Annotated in this window: 14 protein-coding genes; 4 read left to right on the forward strand and 10 right to left on the reverse strand. The window is 60.5% G+C overall.

Going from position 1 to position 14,798, the window contains the following annotated elements; genetic code table 11:
* Window positions 1-87 precede the first annotated feature (87 nt).
* Entirely contained in the window at window positions 88-1,170 is a 1,083-nt protein-coding gene (gene rlmN, locus WBG04_RS04955; protein WP_424313272.1) for a 23S rRNA (adenine(2503)-C(2))-methyltransferase RlmN, read from the reverse strand.
* Between the two features lie 112 nt (window positions 1,171-1,282).
* Entirely contained in the window at window positions 1,283-1,648 is a 366-nt protein-coding gene (locus tag WBG04_RS04960; RefSeq protein WP_424313273.1) for a YkvA family protein, read from the reverse strand.
* A 63-nt stretch (window positions 1,649-1,711) separates the two neighbouring features.
* Here WBG04_RS04960 and WBG04_RS04965 point away from each other — a divergent pair, with 63 nt between their 5' ends.
* Window positions 1,712-2,572, forward strand: coding sequence for a uracil-DNA glycosylase (locus WBG04_RS04965; protein ID WP_424313274.1), 861 nt, complete (start codon window positions 1,712-1,714; stop codon window positions 2,570-2,572).
* A 130-nt stretch (window positions 2,573-2,702) separates the two neighbouring features.
* Here WBG04_RS04965 and WBG04_RS04970 read toward each other — a convergent pair whose 3' ends face one another.
* From WBG04_RS04970 to hflX, 4 genes are all read right to left on the reverse strand, one after another.
* The gene (locus WBG04_RS04970; RefSeq protein ID WP_424313275.1) at window positions 2,703-3,191 is read right to left on the reverse strand and encodes a transposase; all 489 of its coding nucleotides are present in this window, start codon (window positions 3,189-3,191) and stop codon (window positions 2,703-2,705) included.
* A gap of 248 nt (window positions 3,192-3,439) precedes the next feature.
* A complete protein-coding gene (lpxK, locus tag WBG04_RS04975) occupies window positions 3,440-4,651 on the reverse strand; it encodes a tetraacyldisaccharide 4'-kinase (RefSeq protein ID WP_424313276.1) in 1,212 nt (403 codons plus the stop codon).
* Between the two features lie 91 nt (window positions 4,652-4,742).
* A complete protein-coding gene (locus WBG04_RS04980) occupies window positions 4,743-5,546 on the reverse strand; it encodes a hypothetical protein (RefSeq protein ID WP_424313277.1) in 804 nt (267 codons plus the stop codon).
* Window positions 5,547-5,699: 153 nt separating this feature from the next.
* Window positions 5,700-6,998 carry a GTPase HflX gene (gene hflX, locus WBG04_RS04985; protein WP_424313278.1) on the reverse strand — a complete coding sequence of 433 codons (1,299 nt, stop codon included), beginning with the start codon at window positions 6,996-6,998 and terminating at the stop codon, window positions 5,700-5,702.
* Window positions 6,999-7,101: 103 nt separating this feature from the next.
* Here hflX and WBG04_RS04990 point away from each other — a divergent pair, with 103 nt between their 5' ends.
* The 3 genes from WBG04_RS04990 (at window position 7,102) to WBG04_RS05000 (ending at window position 11,653) form a co-directional block, all read left to right on the forward strand.
* Window positions 7,102-7,596, forward strand: coding sequence for a hypothetical protein (locus tag WBG04_RS04990; protein ID WP_424313279.1), 495 nt, complete (start codon window positions 7,102-7,104; stop codon window positions 7,594-7,596).
* Between the two features lie 66 nt (window positions 7,597-7,662).
* The gene (locus WBG04_RS04995) at window positions 7,663-9,396 is read left to right on the forward strand and encodes an SMP-30/gluconolactonase/LRE family protein (protein WP_424313280.1); all 1,734 of its coding nucleotides are present in this window, start codon (window positions 7,663-7,665) and stop codon (window positions 9,394-9,396) included.
* Between the two features lie 118 nt (window positions 9,397-9,514).
* Window positions 9,515-11,653 (forward strand): hypothetical protein, encoded by a 2,139-nt coding sequence (locus WBG04_RS05000; RefSeq protein ID WP_424313281.1) that lies wholly within the window; start codon window positions 9,515-9,517, stop codon window positions 11,651-11,653.
* A 43-nt stretch (window positions 11,654-11,696) separates the two neighbouring features.
* On the opposite strand, the gene WBG04_RS05005 is transcribed toward WBG04_RS05000, so the two are convergent.
* From WBG04_RS05005 to WBG04_RS05020, 4 genes are read right to left on the reverse strand one after another with little or no spacing between them, the layout of a single operon-like run.
* Window positions 11,697-12,713, reverse strand: coding sequence for a hypothetical protein (locus WBG04_RS05005; protein WP_424313282.1), 1,017 nt, complete (start codon window positions 12,711-12,713; stop codon window positions 11,697-11,699).
* Between the two features lie 56 nt (window positions 12,714-12,769).
* Complete coding sequence (gene ruvX / locus WBG04_RS05010; protein WP_424313283.1) at window positions 12,770-13,183, reverse strand: Holliday junction resolvase RuvX; 414 nt, start codon at window positions 13,181-13,183, stop codon at window positions 12,770-12,772.
* A gap of 49 nt (window positions 13,184-13,232) precedes the next feature.
* Window positions 13,233-13,688, reverse strand: coding sequence for a VOC family protein (locus WBG04_RS05015; RefSeq protein WP_424313284.1), 456 nt, complete (start codon window positions 13,686-13,688; stop codon window positions 13,233-13,235).
* 33 nt (window positions 13,689-13,721) lie between these two features.
* Window positions 13,722-14,795 carry a mannose-1-phosphate guanylyltransferase gene (locus WBG04_RS05020; RefSeq protein WP_424313285.1) on the reverse strand — a complete coding sequence of 358 codons (1,074 nt, stop codon included), beginning with the start codon at window positions 14,793-14,795 and terminating at the stop codon, window positions 13,722-13,724.
* Window positions 14,796-14,798 lie beyond the last annotated feature (3 nt).

Below are 14,798 nucleotides of genomic sequence, written 5' to 3' on the forward strand. Positions count from 1 at the left end.
GTTGTTCAGGCAGGATCGAGTGGGGATTGGCGACGAGTGGGCGCTCCCTTTGGGGGACGGTGGCGTCCCACTTCCCATGGGGGGCGATCAGCTCTTCACTGGGGCCTCGATGATGCCTTCTTCGGTTTCCTGCTTGAGCCGGAGTTGACCGCAGGCGGCGTCGATGTCGTGGCCTTTCTCGAGCCGCAGGGTGGCGGAGACGCCGGCATTCTTGAGGATGTCGCGGAAGGCGCGGCAGCGGGTTTCGGAGGGGCGGACCCATTCGAGGCCTTCTACGGTGTTGTAGGGGATCAGGTTGACCTTGGCGGTGAGACGCTTGGCGTGGGTGGCGAGGATGCGCGCTTGCTCGAGGTCGTCGTTCACATTCTCGATGAGGATGTATTCGAGGGTGAGGTGCTGTTTTTTACGGGAGTTCCAGTAGTCGAGGGCTTCGAAGAGGTCGGCGGTCTTCCACTTCTTGTTCACCGGCATGATCAGGTCGCGGACGTCGTCGGTGGCGCCGTGGAGGGAAATCGCGAGGCGGATCTGCTGCGGGTGATCGGCGAGTCTTTTGATCTGCGGGACGAGGCCGGAAGTGGAAATGGTGAGGTGTCGTGCGCCGAGATGCAGGCCCCAATCGGCGGTGATGATCTCGATCGCAGCCATGAGCTTGTCGAAGTTCGCGAAAGGTTCGCCCATGCCCATGAAGACGAGGTTGTCGACGCGTTCGCCGGAGAGCCGTTCGGCCATTAGGACCTGGCCGGCGATTTCAGCGGCGTCGAGGTTGCGGGAAAAGCCGGCGAGGCCGGAGGCGCAGAATTTGCAGCCGTAGGCACAGCCGACTTGGGAGGAAACGCAGAGAGTGCGGCGGTCGGATTTTTCGCCGTAGAGCGCGGGGTTGGCGGGGATGAGGACGGATTCGACATAGCGGCCGTCACCGAGTTTGAAGAGGAACTTGCGGGTGGTATCGGCGCTGCCCTGGACGGTGGTGGATTCGAGGGCGTGGAGGCAGTGGGTTTCCGTGAGCTTTTCCCGCAGGGCCGCGGGGAGGTTGGTCATGTCTTCGAAGGACGCGGCTTTCTTTTTCCAGATCCAATCGAGAAGCTGGGTCGCACGGAACTTCGGCTCGCCCCACTCGGCCATCAGCTCGGTGAGGGAGTCTTTCGAGTAGCCGGTGAGGGCGGGAAGCATGGGGGGAGGGTGGAGCATCGGGAGGGCGAGGTCGAACCTTGAACGACTTTCAGGTGGTTGCGCTCGATGTCTTCGAATGATCGTTAACACCTGAACCGAAATGTCCCGGCAATCAGCGACCCACTCGTCCAAAGAGCTTTTCGGTCTGGGCGGCGGCTTTGACCTTGTGGATGTCTTTGACGTAGGCGGCGACGGTTCCCAGGGCGCCGACGATCGCGGCCCAGTCGTCGCCGTAGCCGGCACCGGGAATGATGTCGGGCACGAGGTCGGCAGGGAAGATCAGGTAGCCAAGGGCACCGACGATGACGCCTTTGGCCCAGGTCGGCGTATCGGAGTCCCGGAGGCAGTGGTAGAGGGTCAAAATGGTCAGCACGGCGTTTTTTCCGAGCACCTTGGAGGTCCGGCGAAGTTTTTCCCAAAGGCGTGGGGCCGAGTACCAGCGCTCGGCTTTGAGTTGGCTGGGGAGTTCAGGGTCCATGGGGACAGTGTGACGCGGAATTTGAGATTTGTAATGTGAGAATTGAGGTCCGAGTCTGGAATTGTGAGTCGACCGGTGGATACTTTGCTGGATTACTTGCGTGCCGAGGAGGCGCGCGGGACGGAGAGTGTATTTTTGGATGAGCAGGCCAAGGAGCTGCTGCGTGAGCTGCATCGGCGGGCGCATGGGCCGAAGGCTCCGGCCAGGAAGCCTGCGGTGGTGGCTTCGGTGTCGCTGCACGAGGAGCCCGAGAGGGAGAAGTCGCTGACTCCCGTCGCGACGATCACGGTCAGTGGTGATTCGAGTGCGGAGCGGATCGAGTCGCTCAAACTGCAGGCTGCCAACTGGGCACCGGCAAAGGCTTTGGGAACGCTGCGCGAGACGATGGTTTTTTCGACCGGGAATCCGGAGGCGGAGTTGATGCTGGTGGGCGAAGCACCGGGCTATCAGGAGGAAAAGCAGGAAACGCCATTCGTTGGTCCGGCGGGTCAGAAGCTCGATGGAATTTTAAAGGCGATGGGTCTCGAGCGTGAGGCGGTCTACATTTCGAATATCGTCAAGTTCAGGCCGGCAATGCCGAAGCAGACGACGAACAACCGCAAGCCGACGCCGGAGGAAATGGCGAGCTGCCTGGCCTTCGTGCGCGAGGAAGTGCGGATCGTGAAGCCGAAGTGCATCGTCGCGCTCGGGGCAAGCGCCGCGGAGGGATTGCTCGGTCTAACAGGTGCGGTGGGGAAGATGCGGAATGAGTGGCATGCGTTTGAAGGGATTCCGGCGCGGGTCACCTATCATCCGGCTTACCTGCTCCACGGCAATGCCGGCTTGAAGGACAAGCGCATGATCTGGGAGGACATGCTGGAGGTGATGGCAAAGCTCGGGTTGCCGATTTCGGAGAAGCAGCAGGGTTTCTTTCTGCCGAAGTGATGGCTGTGGACTGCGTGCAGCCTGCTGCCGCTGTCCGGCCATGCAGCCCTGCTGCTGCCGGTGCCTCGACAGCAGGCTGTCTCGCGAAACAGCGGCAGCAGGCTGCAGCAGTCCACGGTGTTTCCACGGACTACTCGCCGTCTTTTTGGGCGATTTCGTCGAACTTGAATGAGGCGACCGTGGCGAGCCATGCGGGGCTTACGGCGTTTTTGAAATGGCGGGCACTGCACCATTGGTAGTCGGTGGCGACTCGGACAATCCCGTGATGCACGGGATTGCGATGCACGTAATTCAGTCGAGCGAGGTAGCCGCGCTGCAAGGTAAGATGGGTGTCACGGAAGTTTTGCCACAGTCGGTTGCGACCGGGTGTGCCGTCCCGGATGTTGAGTTCTTTGGTTGTGAGGCTATGGAGTTTTCGTAGTCCCGCTGTTAGGGACTTTGCGTTATCTTCACCTTCGCCGATGTGGGCGATGAAGTGGTAGTGGTTTGAGAGGATCGCCCAAGCTTCTATTTTCCAAGAGAGCTCGTCGGCGATACTGAAGAGGGTTTGTTGAAACCAGTCTTTGAGGGTGTCGTCGGATAGGAGGTGGACTGCGTCGGTACTGCGGGCGGTGATCATGTAAACTCCGGCGACTCCGAGGCGGTGAGGGGGAGCGTGCGGTCAATCGCGAGTGCCTTTGGCGGATTGCTCGTCAGTTGGGAGGGGATCCATGAGAGGTTTTTAGGGAAAACGGTGCGGGTTTGGCGAGTATTTGTGGACTGCGCGCAGCCTGCTGCCGCTGTTCGGCCATGCAGCCCTGCTGCTGCCGGTGCCTCGACAGCAGGCTGTCTCGCGATACAGCGGCAGCAGGCTGCAGCAGTCCACGGTCAGATGGCGTAGGCGTCGCGGAAGCGCAGGATCGGGTCGCCGGGGGCGTGGGGGTGGCAGAGGCGGTCGATCATTTCCTCCCAGTCGTCGTGACCTTTGAGGATCTCGACCTCGATGCGCAGGAACCAGATCGGGACGGTGATCTCCTTCGGCCTTGGGAAACGGACGGCATCCTTCTCGGTCGTCACGACGAGCTGCATGTCGCGCTCGATGCAGCGTTCCATGAAGGCATTGATCTCGCGGATGTTGAAGCGGTAGTGGTCGGGGAAATGGCGGCGGATCTCGACACGTGCCCCGAGGTTTTCGAGCGATTTCTCGAAGCTTTCCGGCACGGCGATGCCTGAGATGGCGGCGACCCATTTGTCCTGGAGGTAATCCAGCGGCTTGCGCTTGCCGGTGAAGACTTCCTCGAGATAGCGCGGCCCGTGGGCGCACTCGATGATCGGGGCGTAGGGGTTGTGACGCCGGAGTTGTTCGATCAGGGCGTCGTTCGGTGAGCCGTCGCACTTGGTGATCAGGATGTACGATGCGCGCCGTAGATTGGCGGGTGGCTCGCGCAGGGTGCCGCGAGGGAGCAGGTGGCCGGTGCCGTAGGGTGCGGTGCGGTCGACGAGCACGATGTCGGTTCCGTGAGCGAGGCGGAGGTACTGGAGTCCGTCGTCGAGCACGAGGGTGTCGGCTCCAAGATGGCGCACGGCGAAGCGCCCGCCCTTGATGCGGTCCTTGTCGACGACCACGGAGACGCCTTTGAGATTCTGGGCGAGCATGTAGGGCTCGTCACCGGCGAACTTGGAGTCGAGCAGCAGCTTGTCTCCTGCTGAAACGACCTTCGGCATGTGGTCGGGGTCGATGGGATGCCCGTCGCGGCTTTCCCACTTCTGGGGCTGCTTGAGTCGGCGGCTTTTGTAGCCACGGCTGAGGATGGCGACGCTGCGGCCGCGGTCGCGCAGGGTTCTGGAGAGCATTTCGGTGACCGGGGTCTTGCCGGTGCCGCCGACAGTGATGTTGCCGATCGAGATGACCTGGGTGCCGAGGTGGGACTGCTGTTTCCAGCGGCGGCGGAAGACCATCAGGCGGGCTTTGACGATTTGGAGGAAAAGCACCGAGAGCGCACTCATGGCGAGCCGGGTCATGCCGGCGCGGAAACCTTTGGCGCGGCCGAAGATGACGTCGGCGCCCCAGCGTTCGAGCTCGGCGAGGGTTTCCTTCATGAGGGCTGGTCGAGATAATCGGGAAGGGAAGTGGAACCGCCAAGGCGCAAAGGCGCAAAGTTTTGGAGGGGGGACTTGCGTCTGTCCCTACTCAGGCTTGCTCGCGGATGAGAATGATGTCGAAGGGATAGATTTCGCCGTCGGATTCAGCAAGGATGGCGTTTTCCGGGCGGACATCGGTGGCGATGATCCCGTCGCGCCGCCAGGTGAGCTGCGCGAGCATATCGAGGCGGGTCGGGGGGGTGTAGGCTTGCCAGCCTTGCTGACGCATCCAGTCGGCGAGGTCGTTTTCGGAGGGGTTCGTGCCGACGATGAAGGGCTGCTGAAGAAGCAGGAAACTGCCATCGGAACCGAGAGCGTGGAGATCGAGGCCGGTGGGAAAATTTTCCTCGGCGAGCATGAAGCGGATCAATGATTCCGTCAGCCCGCCAGGACGGAGAATCCACATGCCTTCGGCATCGATGTCGACGGTCCAGCCGAAGCCAGCCTTTCCCGCGCCGCCGAGCAGTTTGATGACCTGTTGGTTTGCGGGATCACCGAAAACCACGGCTTCTCCTCCACCACCGATAAGAGACAGATTTCCCTCGGAATCGCTTTGGTGAAAATCGGCGAGACGCAGGGCGAGGGAGCGCCCGAATTCGGGGGTCTCGCGGAAGATCTCGCTTAGTTCGCTTTCGACCTGATAGCCGTCGAGGCTTTGGGCGAAGTCACTTCCTTCAAGGCATCTTCCGGCAGCACCGGCCCACTCCGTGATTCGAGAATCGCCGAGCGGCGACGGTTGCGGCGGGTCTGTTCGAGCATTTCCTCGATCGTGACCCTGCGCTGGTTTTTCGGAGGCATGGGGCAATCCTAGCACCTTGCGGAGGCTTTTCAAGCTGAAGGCGTTGTCGGGCATCGGCAGGTGAACGCTATCGATACTGGAGGACCGTGCCAGCGGAAACCCGGCGGGATTCAAGGGTCGGGCTCCAAATTTGGAGGGCGGTGGCAGAGCGAGTCTTCGAGCGGCGATACCGCTTTGAAGCCACCGCAGTCCAAAGCCTGCCGCGCATTAGGCGGGGGTCTCTTGGAGATATTGCTCCAGCTTTCCGGCGATTGCCGCTGGGACCACGGCGTGGACGAGGATGTCGTTCCCTTCGTAGTCGGTGGAAAGGATTTTGGCGTGGCTGTGGAGCAGGCCGATGAGGTCGGCGCGGGCCTGGGGAATGCGGTAACGTTCACGGTGGACGCGGTCGGCGAGGACACGTGAGCAGGCTTGGAGCAGTTCCTCCATCCCGAGCTTGTTCAGGGCCGAGCCGTGGAGGGCCTCGGGGTAGGTGCGTTTGAGGAAAGCGAGTTGCTCGGGATCGGTGACACGATCGATCTTGTTGAGGAAGGTGATGATGGTCTTTTCACCGGCGCCAAGTTCTGCGAGGACTTCGAGGGTGGTGTCGTGAAAGCGTTCGACTTCGGGCGATGAGGCATCGAGCACATGGATGCAGAAATCGGCGAGCACGGCTTCTTCAAGCGTGGCCTTGAAGGCTTCGACGAGGCGGTGGGGGAGGTTTCTTACAAATCCAACGGTGTCGGTGATGAGCAGCGGCTGGCCGTCGGGGAGGTCGATCTTGCGGGTGGTGGTGTCGAGGGTGGCGAAGAGCATGTCCTTTGCCATGACTTCGGAACCGGAGAGTCGGTTGAGGAGGGTTGACTTTCCGGCATTGGTGTAGCCGACGATGGCGGCGTGCGGGGTCTCGAGCTTCTCGCGGGCGTGGCGCTGGGTGGCGCGCTGCTTGCGCACTTCCTCGAGTTCGCGTTTGGCTCGATCGATACGGACATTGGCCATGCGGCGGTCGACTTCGATCTGCTTTTCCCCCATGCCACGGGCGGCTGCGGAGCCACCGGAACCCCCACCGCCTTCGCGGTCGAGGTGGCCCCACATCCGGGCGAGGCGCGGGAGCGCGTACTGCATGCGGGCGAGCTCGACTTGAAGCCGGGCTTCGCGGGTTTTTGCGCGCTTGGCGAAGATGTCGAGGATGACTTCTTCGCGGTCGATCACGCAGAGGTCCGAAGCGGCTTCCCACTCGCGCTGCTGGGAGGGGGCGAGCTGGTTGTCGAAGACGATGCAGTCGCAGTCATGGGCGCGGGCGAGTTCGACGATCTCGGCGGCCTTGCCGGTGCCGCAGAGGAACTTGCGGTGCATCGCGCGCGATTTGGCGAGGACCTTGTCGACGATGCCGATGCCGAGGGTGTTGACGAGTTCTTCGAGCTCCTCGAGGAGGGCTTCGGACTCGTCGGCTTCGCGGGGGTCGAAGTAGAGCCGCACCAGCAGTGCGCGCTCGACCATCTCCGGCTTTTCCTTGATCTCAAACATGCGTGCGCCGGGATAGCAGGCAAGTTGCCGGGAGGCTAGGGAATTGGGCGATCTGGAGAAATGGATGGCGCAAAGCCTTCTTCACGCTATGATACGGAGTTGTATGGACACGAATGACGCATCCCACGAAGTCCTCTTGGCGACCAAGATTGAGGAAGCAGAGCAGAAGCTCGAGAAGCTGGAGTTGGCGATTGATGAGATCGGCCAGCCAGCAGCGAGCGAATTGAAGCGGCGGCTTGAGGCCTTGAAGGTGGAAGAGCGGGCGCTTAAACGGAACTTCGAGGAAGCACGAGTCGGTCAATTGACCAACGCGGCGAAGATGGAGAAAATCGAAACCTTGCTGCGGCACATCGAACGCGAGGAATCCTCGGTCGAACATGAGGCGGCTTTCCTTCATCAGGGCAATCCCTCGACGGTGGTGATGGCGGCCGAGGCAAGCGCGAAATTGGTGGGAGCGATCAGTCGTGGGGTGAAGAAGGTGGTGGGTGAGCATCCTTTCGAAACGAGCTCGGTTTTCGTGAATCACTCGCACGAAACCCTGGTGTCGCGGTATGGCTTGAAGAAGGAAGGCACGCAGAGGGCGGACGCGGAGAGCTAGTCTTTCGTGGCGTAATGCCCGGGAGGTCCTTTGACAGGCTTTGGCACGAGGTGAAGTATGCGATGCATGATTCGCATGCTTGCTGGGATTCTGTTGGTGTTGCCGCTTGTGGGGCAGGAGGAACGCTACCCGCTGGATGTTGCCTCGCAGATGCAGGTTGATGTGCCGGTTGGGACGCTGAGCAAGCACCAGTTCTCGGATTCGAAGGTATTTCCGGGAACCGAGCGCGATTACTGGGTTTATGTGCCGGCGCAGTATCATGGGAAGCAGCCGGCGTGTTTGATGGTCTTTCAGGACGGCGGGAGCTTTGTCAGGAATCCCGGAAAGGAAGGCTACGTGCCGATGGTCTTCGACAACCTGATCGGGAGCGGTGAGATGCCGGTGACGATTGGCTTGTTCGTCGATCCTGGGGTGGTGCCGCCGAGGCGGAAGGGCGCGCAGCCGAGATTCAACCGTTCCCTGGAATACGATGGCATGGGCCCGGATTACTCGCGCTTCCTGGTCGATGAGCTGATGCCGAAGGTCGAGCGCGAGCTTGGATTGAAAATTTCTAACAATCCGGATGATCGTGCGATATGTGGCGCTTCATCGGGAGCGATCGCGGCCTTCACCGTGGCGTGGGAGCGGCCGGATCAGTTTCGCCGGGTCTTTTCGATGAACGGCACTTTCGTCGGACTCCGCGGGGGAAATGACTATCCGACCCTGATCCGCAAGACCGAGCCAAAGCCGCTGCGGGTCTTTCTTCAAGATGGAGAGAATGACCTGAACATCTATGGTGGCGACTGGTGGATGGCGAATCAGGCGATGCAGCGGGCGCTGGAGTTCGCGGGCTACGAACAGGACTTCCGGTGGGGCAAGGGCGAGCACAACCGGAAGCACGGAAATGCGATCATGCCGGAGGCGCTGCGATGGCTGTGGAAGGATCACGGCAAGGTGCCGGTGAAGACGCACCCGGAAAAGAGCAGGTCACGGGCGTCTGAGTGGTTGATCGCGGGTGAGGACTGGGAAGTGGTGAGCGAAGGTCACAACTGGTCCGAGGGTCTTGCTCTAACAGAAGACGGCACGCTTTTTTTCACCGACGTGCCGGATGGCGAGATTTTCAGGATTACTCCGGATGGAAAGGAGATGCGTATTTTTTACGGAACAGATAGAGGGAACGGCATCGCAATGGGACCGGATGGCAAGACGCTCTATGTGGCGGGTGAGCAGGTGCGGGCCTACGATACGGAGGCCGGAGGGTTTGAGGTGGTGTTTGATGAAGCTGGGGCGAATGACGTGGTGGTTTCCTCGAGCGGTCAGCTCTATTTTACAGCACCGAAGGCGGACAAGGTATGGCATGTGGATCTCAAGTCGGGGAAGCGGAAGTCGTATCGCTTCAAGGGACCGAACGGGATTGGCTTGAGTGCGGATCAGAGTCAGTTGCTGGTCTGCCAGTTTGCGGGTCCCTTTGTGCACTCTTACACGATTGGTGAAGATGGCTCGTTATCGAATCAACAGGCCTATCATTACGCTCATGGTCCGACGAACTCAGGGACCTATGCCTTGGACGGTCAATGTGCGACGGCTTCCGGTCATCTTCTCGTCGGGACCGAGGCGGGGTTGCAGGTTTTTGATCAGCCCGGGCGGGTGAACCTGATCCTGCCGAAGCCGAAGTACGAGGATGGTCGTATCAACTACTGCGCGCTTCACGGCGACACGCTCTACATCGCGACGCGGCACCGCATTTACAAGCGGAAGACGAAGTTCAAGGCCGCTCCGGCATGGCAGGTGCCGTCGGAGGTGCCGCGGCCGGGTTTGTAGGTCGAGCTTTCCGGGGGCTTGGCGCTTCGCTCGGAGCGATTGACTCCAATGGGATGCCATTTTCGTAAATCGTGATCTCGACAAGTCGAGAGCGGGACTCATGCTTCGTGTTAACTTCATGAAAAGCCCTCCTGCCTCGCTGATGACTCTCGTTCTCGGAGTCGTTCTTGGATTTCTCATCACCCGAGGCGTCGATGACTTGGGCGGAAACAAGGAGGACTCCGGTGCGGAGCATGAGGAACATGCAGGCATTCCAAGGCGGGAAGGATCAGGAGAGAAGGCCTCGAAACGGAAGGTGGCGAGTGGTGGTGGCGGGCAGTCGAGCAGGGGTCTCCAAGCTATTTTGGACCTGACAAACTCCTACCATGGGACAGCACCCAGTGTGGAGTTTTACAAGGCGATCGATGCTCTCAGCGAAGGCGAGGTCCAGGCGATGCTCAGCGAACTTGAGGGATCGAGCCATCAGGATGTAAGGACTCACAAAGTGTGGAACGCTCTCTACGGCCGCTGGGCGAAATCAGATCCGCAGGGAGCCTGGGCCGCAGTAAAGGACATCGACAAGCCATGGCTTCGGCAGCAGGCATGTGCGGCGATCATTGGTGAAGTTAGTCTAACAAGCTTGGCCGATGCCCAAGTGATGCTCAGTGAATTGGATGAGGGCCCTGAGAGGCAGGCGGCGCTGCAGGCGTTCATTGCGAATGCCTCGGTGCAGGATCCAGGCATGGCCTTGGAGTGGCTCAACAAGGATCGAAGCTCTCGAAATAGCTACCAGTATCATCAATTGTTCTCGTCCTGGGCCAGCGAAGACCCGGAGGCGGCGATTGCCGGTTTGGACACGCTGGAAGGTCCTCAGGCGAGGCAGCAGGCAATGAGTGGACTCGCCGCTGCTTTGGCAAGTCAAGACCCCGAACGGGCGCTCCAATTTGCCCTCGGAGTGAAAAACAGCGCGGAACAGAACGGCATGATGTCCCAGATTGCCCGAGTTTTGGCGGCGAGCGATCCCCAACGCGCCTTGAAGATGCTGGATGAGTTGCCAAGCGGGCCGCAGCGGAACGGGGTTCTTTCCGGTATTACTGGTAGCTGGTTTCAGAATGCACCGAAAGAGGCGATGCTTTGGATCGAGTCGCTGCCCTCGCATGATCGTGCCACGGCGCTTGAGCAGGGAATGTGGCAGATCATTCAGAGTGATATCGAGGGGGCTGCGAAGTTACTGGAGTCCATGCCTTCGGGTCAGAGCCTTAGCCATTACTATTCGAATGTGGCTTCTCAGTGGGCGCAGACGGATCCGGACGCCGCCTTGCGCTGGGTGGAGGGGCTTCCTGCGGGGCAGCGAAAGAATCAGGCGACAAGCGGCATCATCAACAAGATTGCCGAATCCGACCCAAGGAAGGCGGCAAGCATGCTGGAACAGATGGGCATCGATCAAAACAGTTCCCACCAGGTTGGAACGATTGCGGGCAGTTGGGCGATGGAAGACGGCGCTGCGGCGATGGCCTGGATGGAAGGCCTTGATCTGCGCGAAAACGAGCGGAGCAGCGCCGTGAGCAGCGCCTTCTCACAGTGGGTTCAGACGGACTCCGAAGCCGCCGCAAAGTATGCGCTGAGTTTCGAGAATGAGAAGGATCGAAAGGCGGCGATCGACTCCCTGGTGCGTGGATGGGCGGGACAAGATCCGCAGGGTGCCCGCGATTGGGTGGAATCGCATCTTGAAGGCGATTCCAAGAATGGAGCGCTTGGCTCTCTCATCCAGAATCTCGCGTATCAGGATATTGAGACCGCGGTGACGATGTATGACGAAGCGACTGCGGGTTTGTCTGCAGAGGATCGCGAGAAGCATTTCGGGAATGTGACTTCCAACATCACCAGTTCGTGGTCCCGGCACGACCCGAGCGCTGCGAGCGAATGGTTGATGAGGCTGCCTGAAGGGGATCAGCGAACCCAATCGGTGAGTCAGCTGGTCGACAATTGGGGGGACTACGACATTGGCGGGGCGGCCGAATTTGTGATCACTCTGGCCGAAGGCAAGGAGCGGAATATCGCGGTCGAACGACTGGTGGGTGATCTGAGTCGTTCTGATCCCGAAGCAGCCTTCCAGTGGGCGGTGAGCGTCGGCGATGAATCGAAGAGGCAGCAACTGGTCCAGCAGGCGGCGAATCAGTGGAAGGCGGCTGACCCCGAAGCGGCGAGGTCGGCTGTCAGAAATGCGGATATTTCAGATGAGGCGCGGGCGAGGATCCTCAAGGGATTGGATCGGTAACGCTATGTCACCTTGGTCAGGATCGAAAAGGTTGCGGCCGAATTTACTCGTCGACCTTGAGCCGAAGAAATTCGTCGGCAATGCGGCTGATGGTGATCAGACCGGTGCTTGCAGGAGGAATCGGGTTGAGGGAGGAGGAGATACGGTTCGCTGAAACGGGGGTCCAGGCGGAGAAGAGATCCGAGCCTTGGATCGTGATCGGAGCAATGGTTCCGGTGGGCGGCAATTGGATTTCGTAAGCGCCGTTTGCTGTTTTGAGAACGAAGTTCCGGGCATCATCGAGAGCTCCGAGACCGAGGGCCCAGACAATGGCATTGGGCACGCCGTCGCCATTGGCATCGGCTTGGCCATCGGCTCCAGTGATGCCTTCGGCAAGAGTCCAGGCGAGGTATTCGCTTTTGGGGACTTCAAGAGTGCCGGTGGCTTTCAGGGTGCCCGCGGCGGTGATGGCGACATTGACACCCCCGCCGTCGAAATTGTCGTCGATCGCAATTGGCAGGGTGACGGCGACCGAAAATTTCAGAAAGATCCCGGAGTTTCCGTCGGGAGTCAGAGTGATCGTGCCCGTGCCGCTGCCGGAACCGATGAAGGGATCTTCGGGGGAAAGCGTAAGGTCTACTGGACTGCCAAGGGCGGTTCCGGTGATCGAGCCCTGATCAATTTCGAAGCTATGCTGGGAGGCATCGAACTCACCAGTCTCGGGTTCGACAGTACCGGGAGGATCGGGAGTGACGATGGCGGCAGAGAGCTGGTTTCCGCTGACATTGTAGCCTAGGCCGAGAAAGCTCCGGCTGAAGTTCAAGGGCGAGGTGGTCGCCCTGCCTTCGCGGAGGGTGAATTCACTGGTTTTGCCGGTGGCGGGATCGACATCGAAATCCGCGATGACCGAGCCGGAGAGGATGGTCGTTTCCGTGTCAGCGAGCGAGATGGGGGTGTCGGGATCCACCCTGATGGTGAGCGTGTTGAAGCCGGGTTCCCCCTCGACCAGCGTGAGCGTGGTGCTCGCGGGGATTGCAAAGACCGGTGGGACCAGCAAGAGGAGGAAAAGGCGGTGAAGCATTCGGCTAGATGGCTAAGCGTGATCTTGGGCTTGGCAAAACCGAAAGCCGGGAATTCTCAGGCTAGAGTTTCGAGCCACAGATTGAGAATTTCGACAGCAGCGGCCTGGTCGATGACGGCTTTTTGTTTTTTGGCGTTGCGGCCGGCATCGTGGAGTTTTTCGGCGGCGGAAATGGTGGTGTAGGACTCGTCGATGAACTCGAGGGGGAGCTCAGGCAGGCGGGCGGCGAGTTTTTTGGCGAAGCGGCGCACCTTTTCGGCGGAAGTGCCTTCCGAGCCATCGAGGCGGTAGGGGATGCCGACGACGAGGGTCTGGATGCCACGCGAATCGCAGAGGGCTGCGATCCGTTCAATGGCGTCGGTCTTGCGGACGTCGATCGTTTCGACCGGGTGGGCCATGATGCCGACGGGGTCGGTGGCGGCGATGCCGATGCGGGCGTCGCCATGATCGATGCCGAGGGCGGGGTGCATGGGAAGTGCCGAGTGATCAGTTGGCAGTGATCAGTGAAAGGCAGTTGGTTCAAGCGCCAAAGAGTTCCTTGGCGCGTCTGGCGATCTCTTCCGGGGTGATGTCTTCAGTCTTCTGACCGAAGCACCAGCGGTAGCCGAAAGGATCGCGGACGATGGCATCTCGAGAACCCCAGAAATGGTCTTCGGGTGCGGCGACGGAGGTGGCACCGGCGGCGATGGCTTGGGCGTAGGCCCGGTCGCAGTCCTCGCTGTCGATGGCGAACAGGCAGGAAGCCGTGGTGCCTTCGGGCATGGCGTGTGCCAGCCACTCAGGAGATTCGCCGGAGATGAAGAGGTGGGTGTCGCCGATGTCGAACTCGGCATGGGCGATGGAACCGTCTGGAGCCGAGAGGCGGAACGACTCGACGGCTCCGAACGCCTTCGCGTAGAAATCAAGGGCGCTCGCGACATCGGCACACCTGACGGTGAGGGAGAGGGAGACGGTGGGCGGCTTCTTATGGGACATGATTTCGCGCGATTTTTTGTGAGGATGCGGTCGTTAGAGCAGCTCCTTGGGAAGTTTGTCGCCGAGTTTCTTGATCGCGTCGGCCTGATGGCGGTTGGCGATGAGGATGGCGTCTTCTGTTTGGACGACGATGAGGTCATCGACGCCGAGTAGCGCGATGTGGGTGCCCTTTTTCGCGTTGAAGACGATATTGTTCTCTGAATCGACTTCGGTGATCGGGCAATTGACGTTGTTGTGGTCGCCGACGGTATCGAGATACTTGGCGACGGACAGCCATGAGCCGACGTCGTCCCAATCAAAGGTGGCCTCGATGTTGTAGACGCGGCTGGCTTGCTCCATGAGGGCGTAGTCGATCGAGATTGGGGTGAGTTTCGGGAACTGGGCGTTGACCGTGGCATTCAGGTCTTTGCTGTGGAGCAGTTCGGAGACGAAATTGGCGAGTTCGGGTGCGTGGGTGGAGAGTTCGCGAATGACGGTTGGCAGTGACCAGACGAACATGCCGGCGTTCCAGCAGAAGCCACCCCTGGCGAGGAAGGTTTCGGCGAGATCGGTGCTGGGTTTTTCGCGGAAGCGTTTCACTTCGGCGGGAGGGTTCTCGCAATCGAGCCCCGGGATCGAGGCGCGGTTGCCGCGCTCAATGTAGCCGTAGGAAGGGCAGGGCCAGGTGGGCTTGATACCAATAGTGACGAGGCCGTCGGATTTTTCGGCGGTGTTGATCGCGTCCCGCATGACCGATTGGTAGGCCTCGGTGTCCTTGATCAGCTGGTCGGCCGGCAGGACGATCATGGTGGCATCGGGATCGCGTGCGGCGACGAGGCCGATGCCAAGGGCGACGGCGGGGGCGGTGTCGCGTTTGGCGGGTTCGGCAAAGATATTTTCTGCTGGGAGCATGGAGGCGGCCTCGCGGACGGCGGCTTCCTGCAGGGAATTGGTGAGAATCAGGACGTTTTCCCTGGGGACGAGGCCTTCGAGGCGGGCGATGGTCTGCTCGAGCAGGGTGTCATCGCCGAAGAGGTCGAGGAGTTGCTTGGGGCGGGCATTGCGGCTGAGAGGCCAGAATCGAGTGCCTGAGCCGCCGGCGAGAATGAGTGCGTAGGTGGATGCCATGAT

It is taken from the genome of Haloferula sp., from assembly GCF_049672945.1.
Lineage (GTDB): Bacteria > Verrucomicrobiota > Verrucomicrobiia > Verrucomicrobiales > Akkermansiaceae > Haloferula.

Excerpts from the sequence above, each read along its gene's own strand:
- WBG04_RS05020 (WP_424313285.1), bottom strand. The coding sequence starts at position 14,795 with ATGGCATCCACCTACGCACTCATTCTCGCCGGCGGCTCAGGCACTCGA.
- WBG04_RS05000 (WP_424313281.1), top strand. The coding sequence starts at position 9,515 with ATGAAAAGCCCTCCTGCCTCGCTGATGACTCTCGTTCTCGGAGTCGTT.
- WBG04_RS05005 (WP_424313282.1), bottom strand. The coding sequence starts at position 12,713 with ATGCTTCACCGCCTTTTCCTCCTCTTGCTGGTCCCACCGGTCTTTGCA.
- WBG04_RS04995 (WP_424313280.1), top strand. The coding sequence starts at position 7,663 with ATGATTCGCATGCTTGCTGGGATTCTGTTGGTGTTGCCGCTTGTGGGG.
- WBG04_RS05015 (WP_424313284.1), bottom strand. The coding sequence starts at position 13,688 with ATGTCCCATAAGAAGCCGCCCACCGTCTCCCTCTCCCTCACCGTCAGG.
- WBG04_RS04960 (WP_424313273.1), bottom strand. The coding sequence starts at position 1,648 with ATGGACCCTGAACTCCCCAGCCAACTCAAAGCCGAGCGCTGGTACTCG.
- hflX (WP_424313278.1), bottom strand. The coding sequence starts at position 6,998 with ATGTTTGAGATCAAGGAAAAGCCGGAGATGGTCGAGCGCGCACTGCTG.
- WBG04_RS04990 (WP_424313279.1), top strand. The coding sequence starts at position 7,102 with ATGGACACGAATGACGCATCCCACGAAGTCCTCTTGGCGACCAAGATT.
- ruvX (WP_424313283.1), bottom strand. The coding sequence starts at position 13,183 with ATGCACCCCGCCCTCGGCATCGATCATGGCGACGCCCGCATCGGCATC.
- WBG04_RS04970 (WP_424313275.1), bottom strand. The coding sequence starts at position 3,191 with ATGATCACCGCCCGCAGTACCGACGCAGTCCACCTCCTATCCGACGAC.
- lpxK (WP_424313276.1), bottom strand. The coding sequence starts at position 4,651 with ATGAAGGAAACCCTCGCCGAGCTCGAACGCTGGGGCGCCGACGTCATC.
- rlmN (WP_424313272.1), bottom strand. The coding sequence starts at position 1,170 with ATGCTTCCCGCCCTCACCGGCTACTCGAAAGACTCCCTCACCGAGCTG.
- WBG04_RS04980 (WP_424313277.1), bottom strand. The coding sequence starts at position 5,546 with ATGCCCGACAACGCCTTCAGCTTGAAAAGCCTCCGCAAGGTGCTAGGA.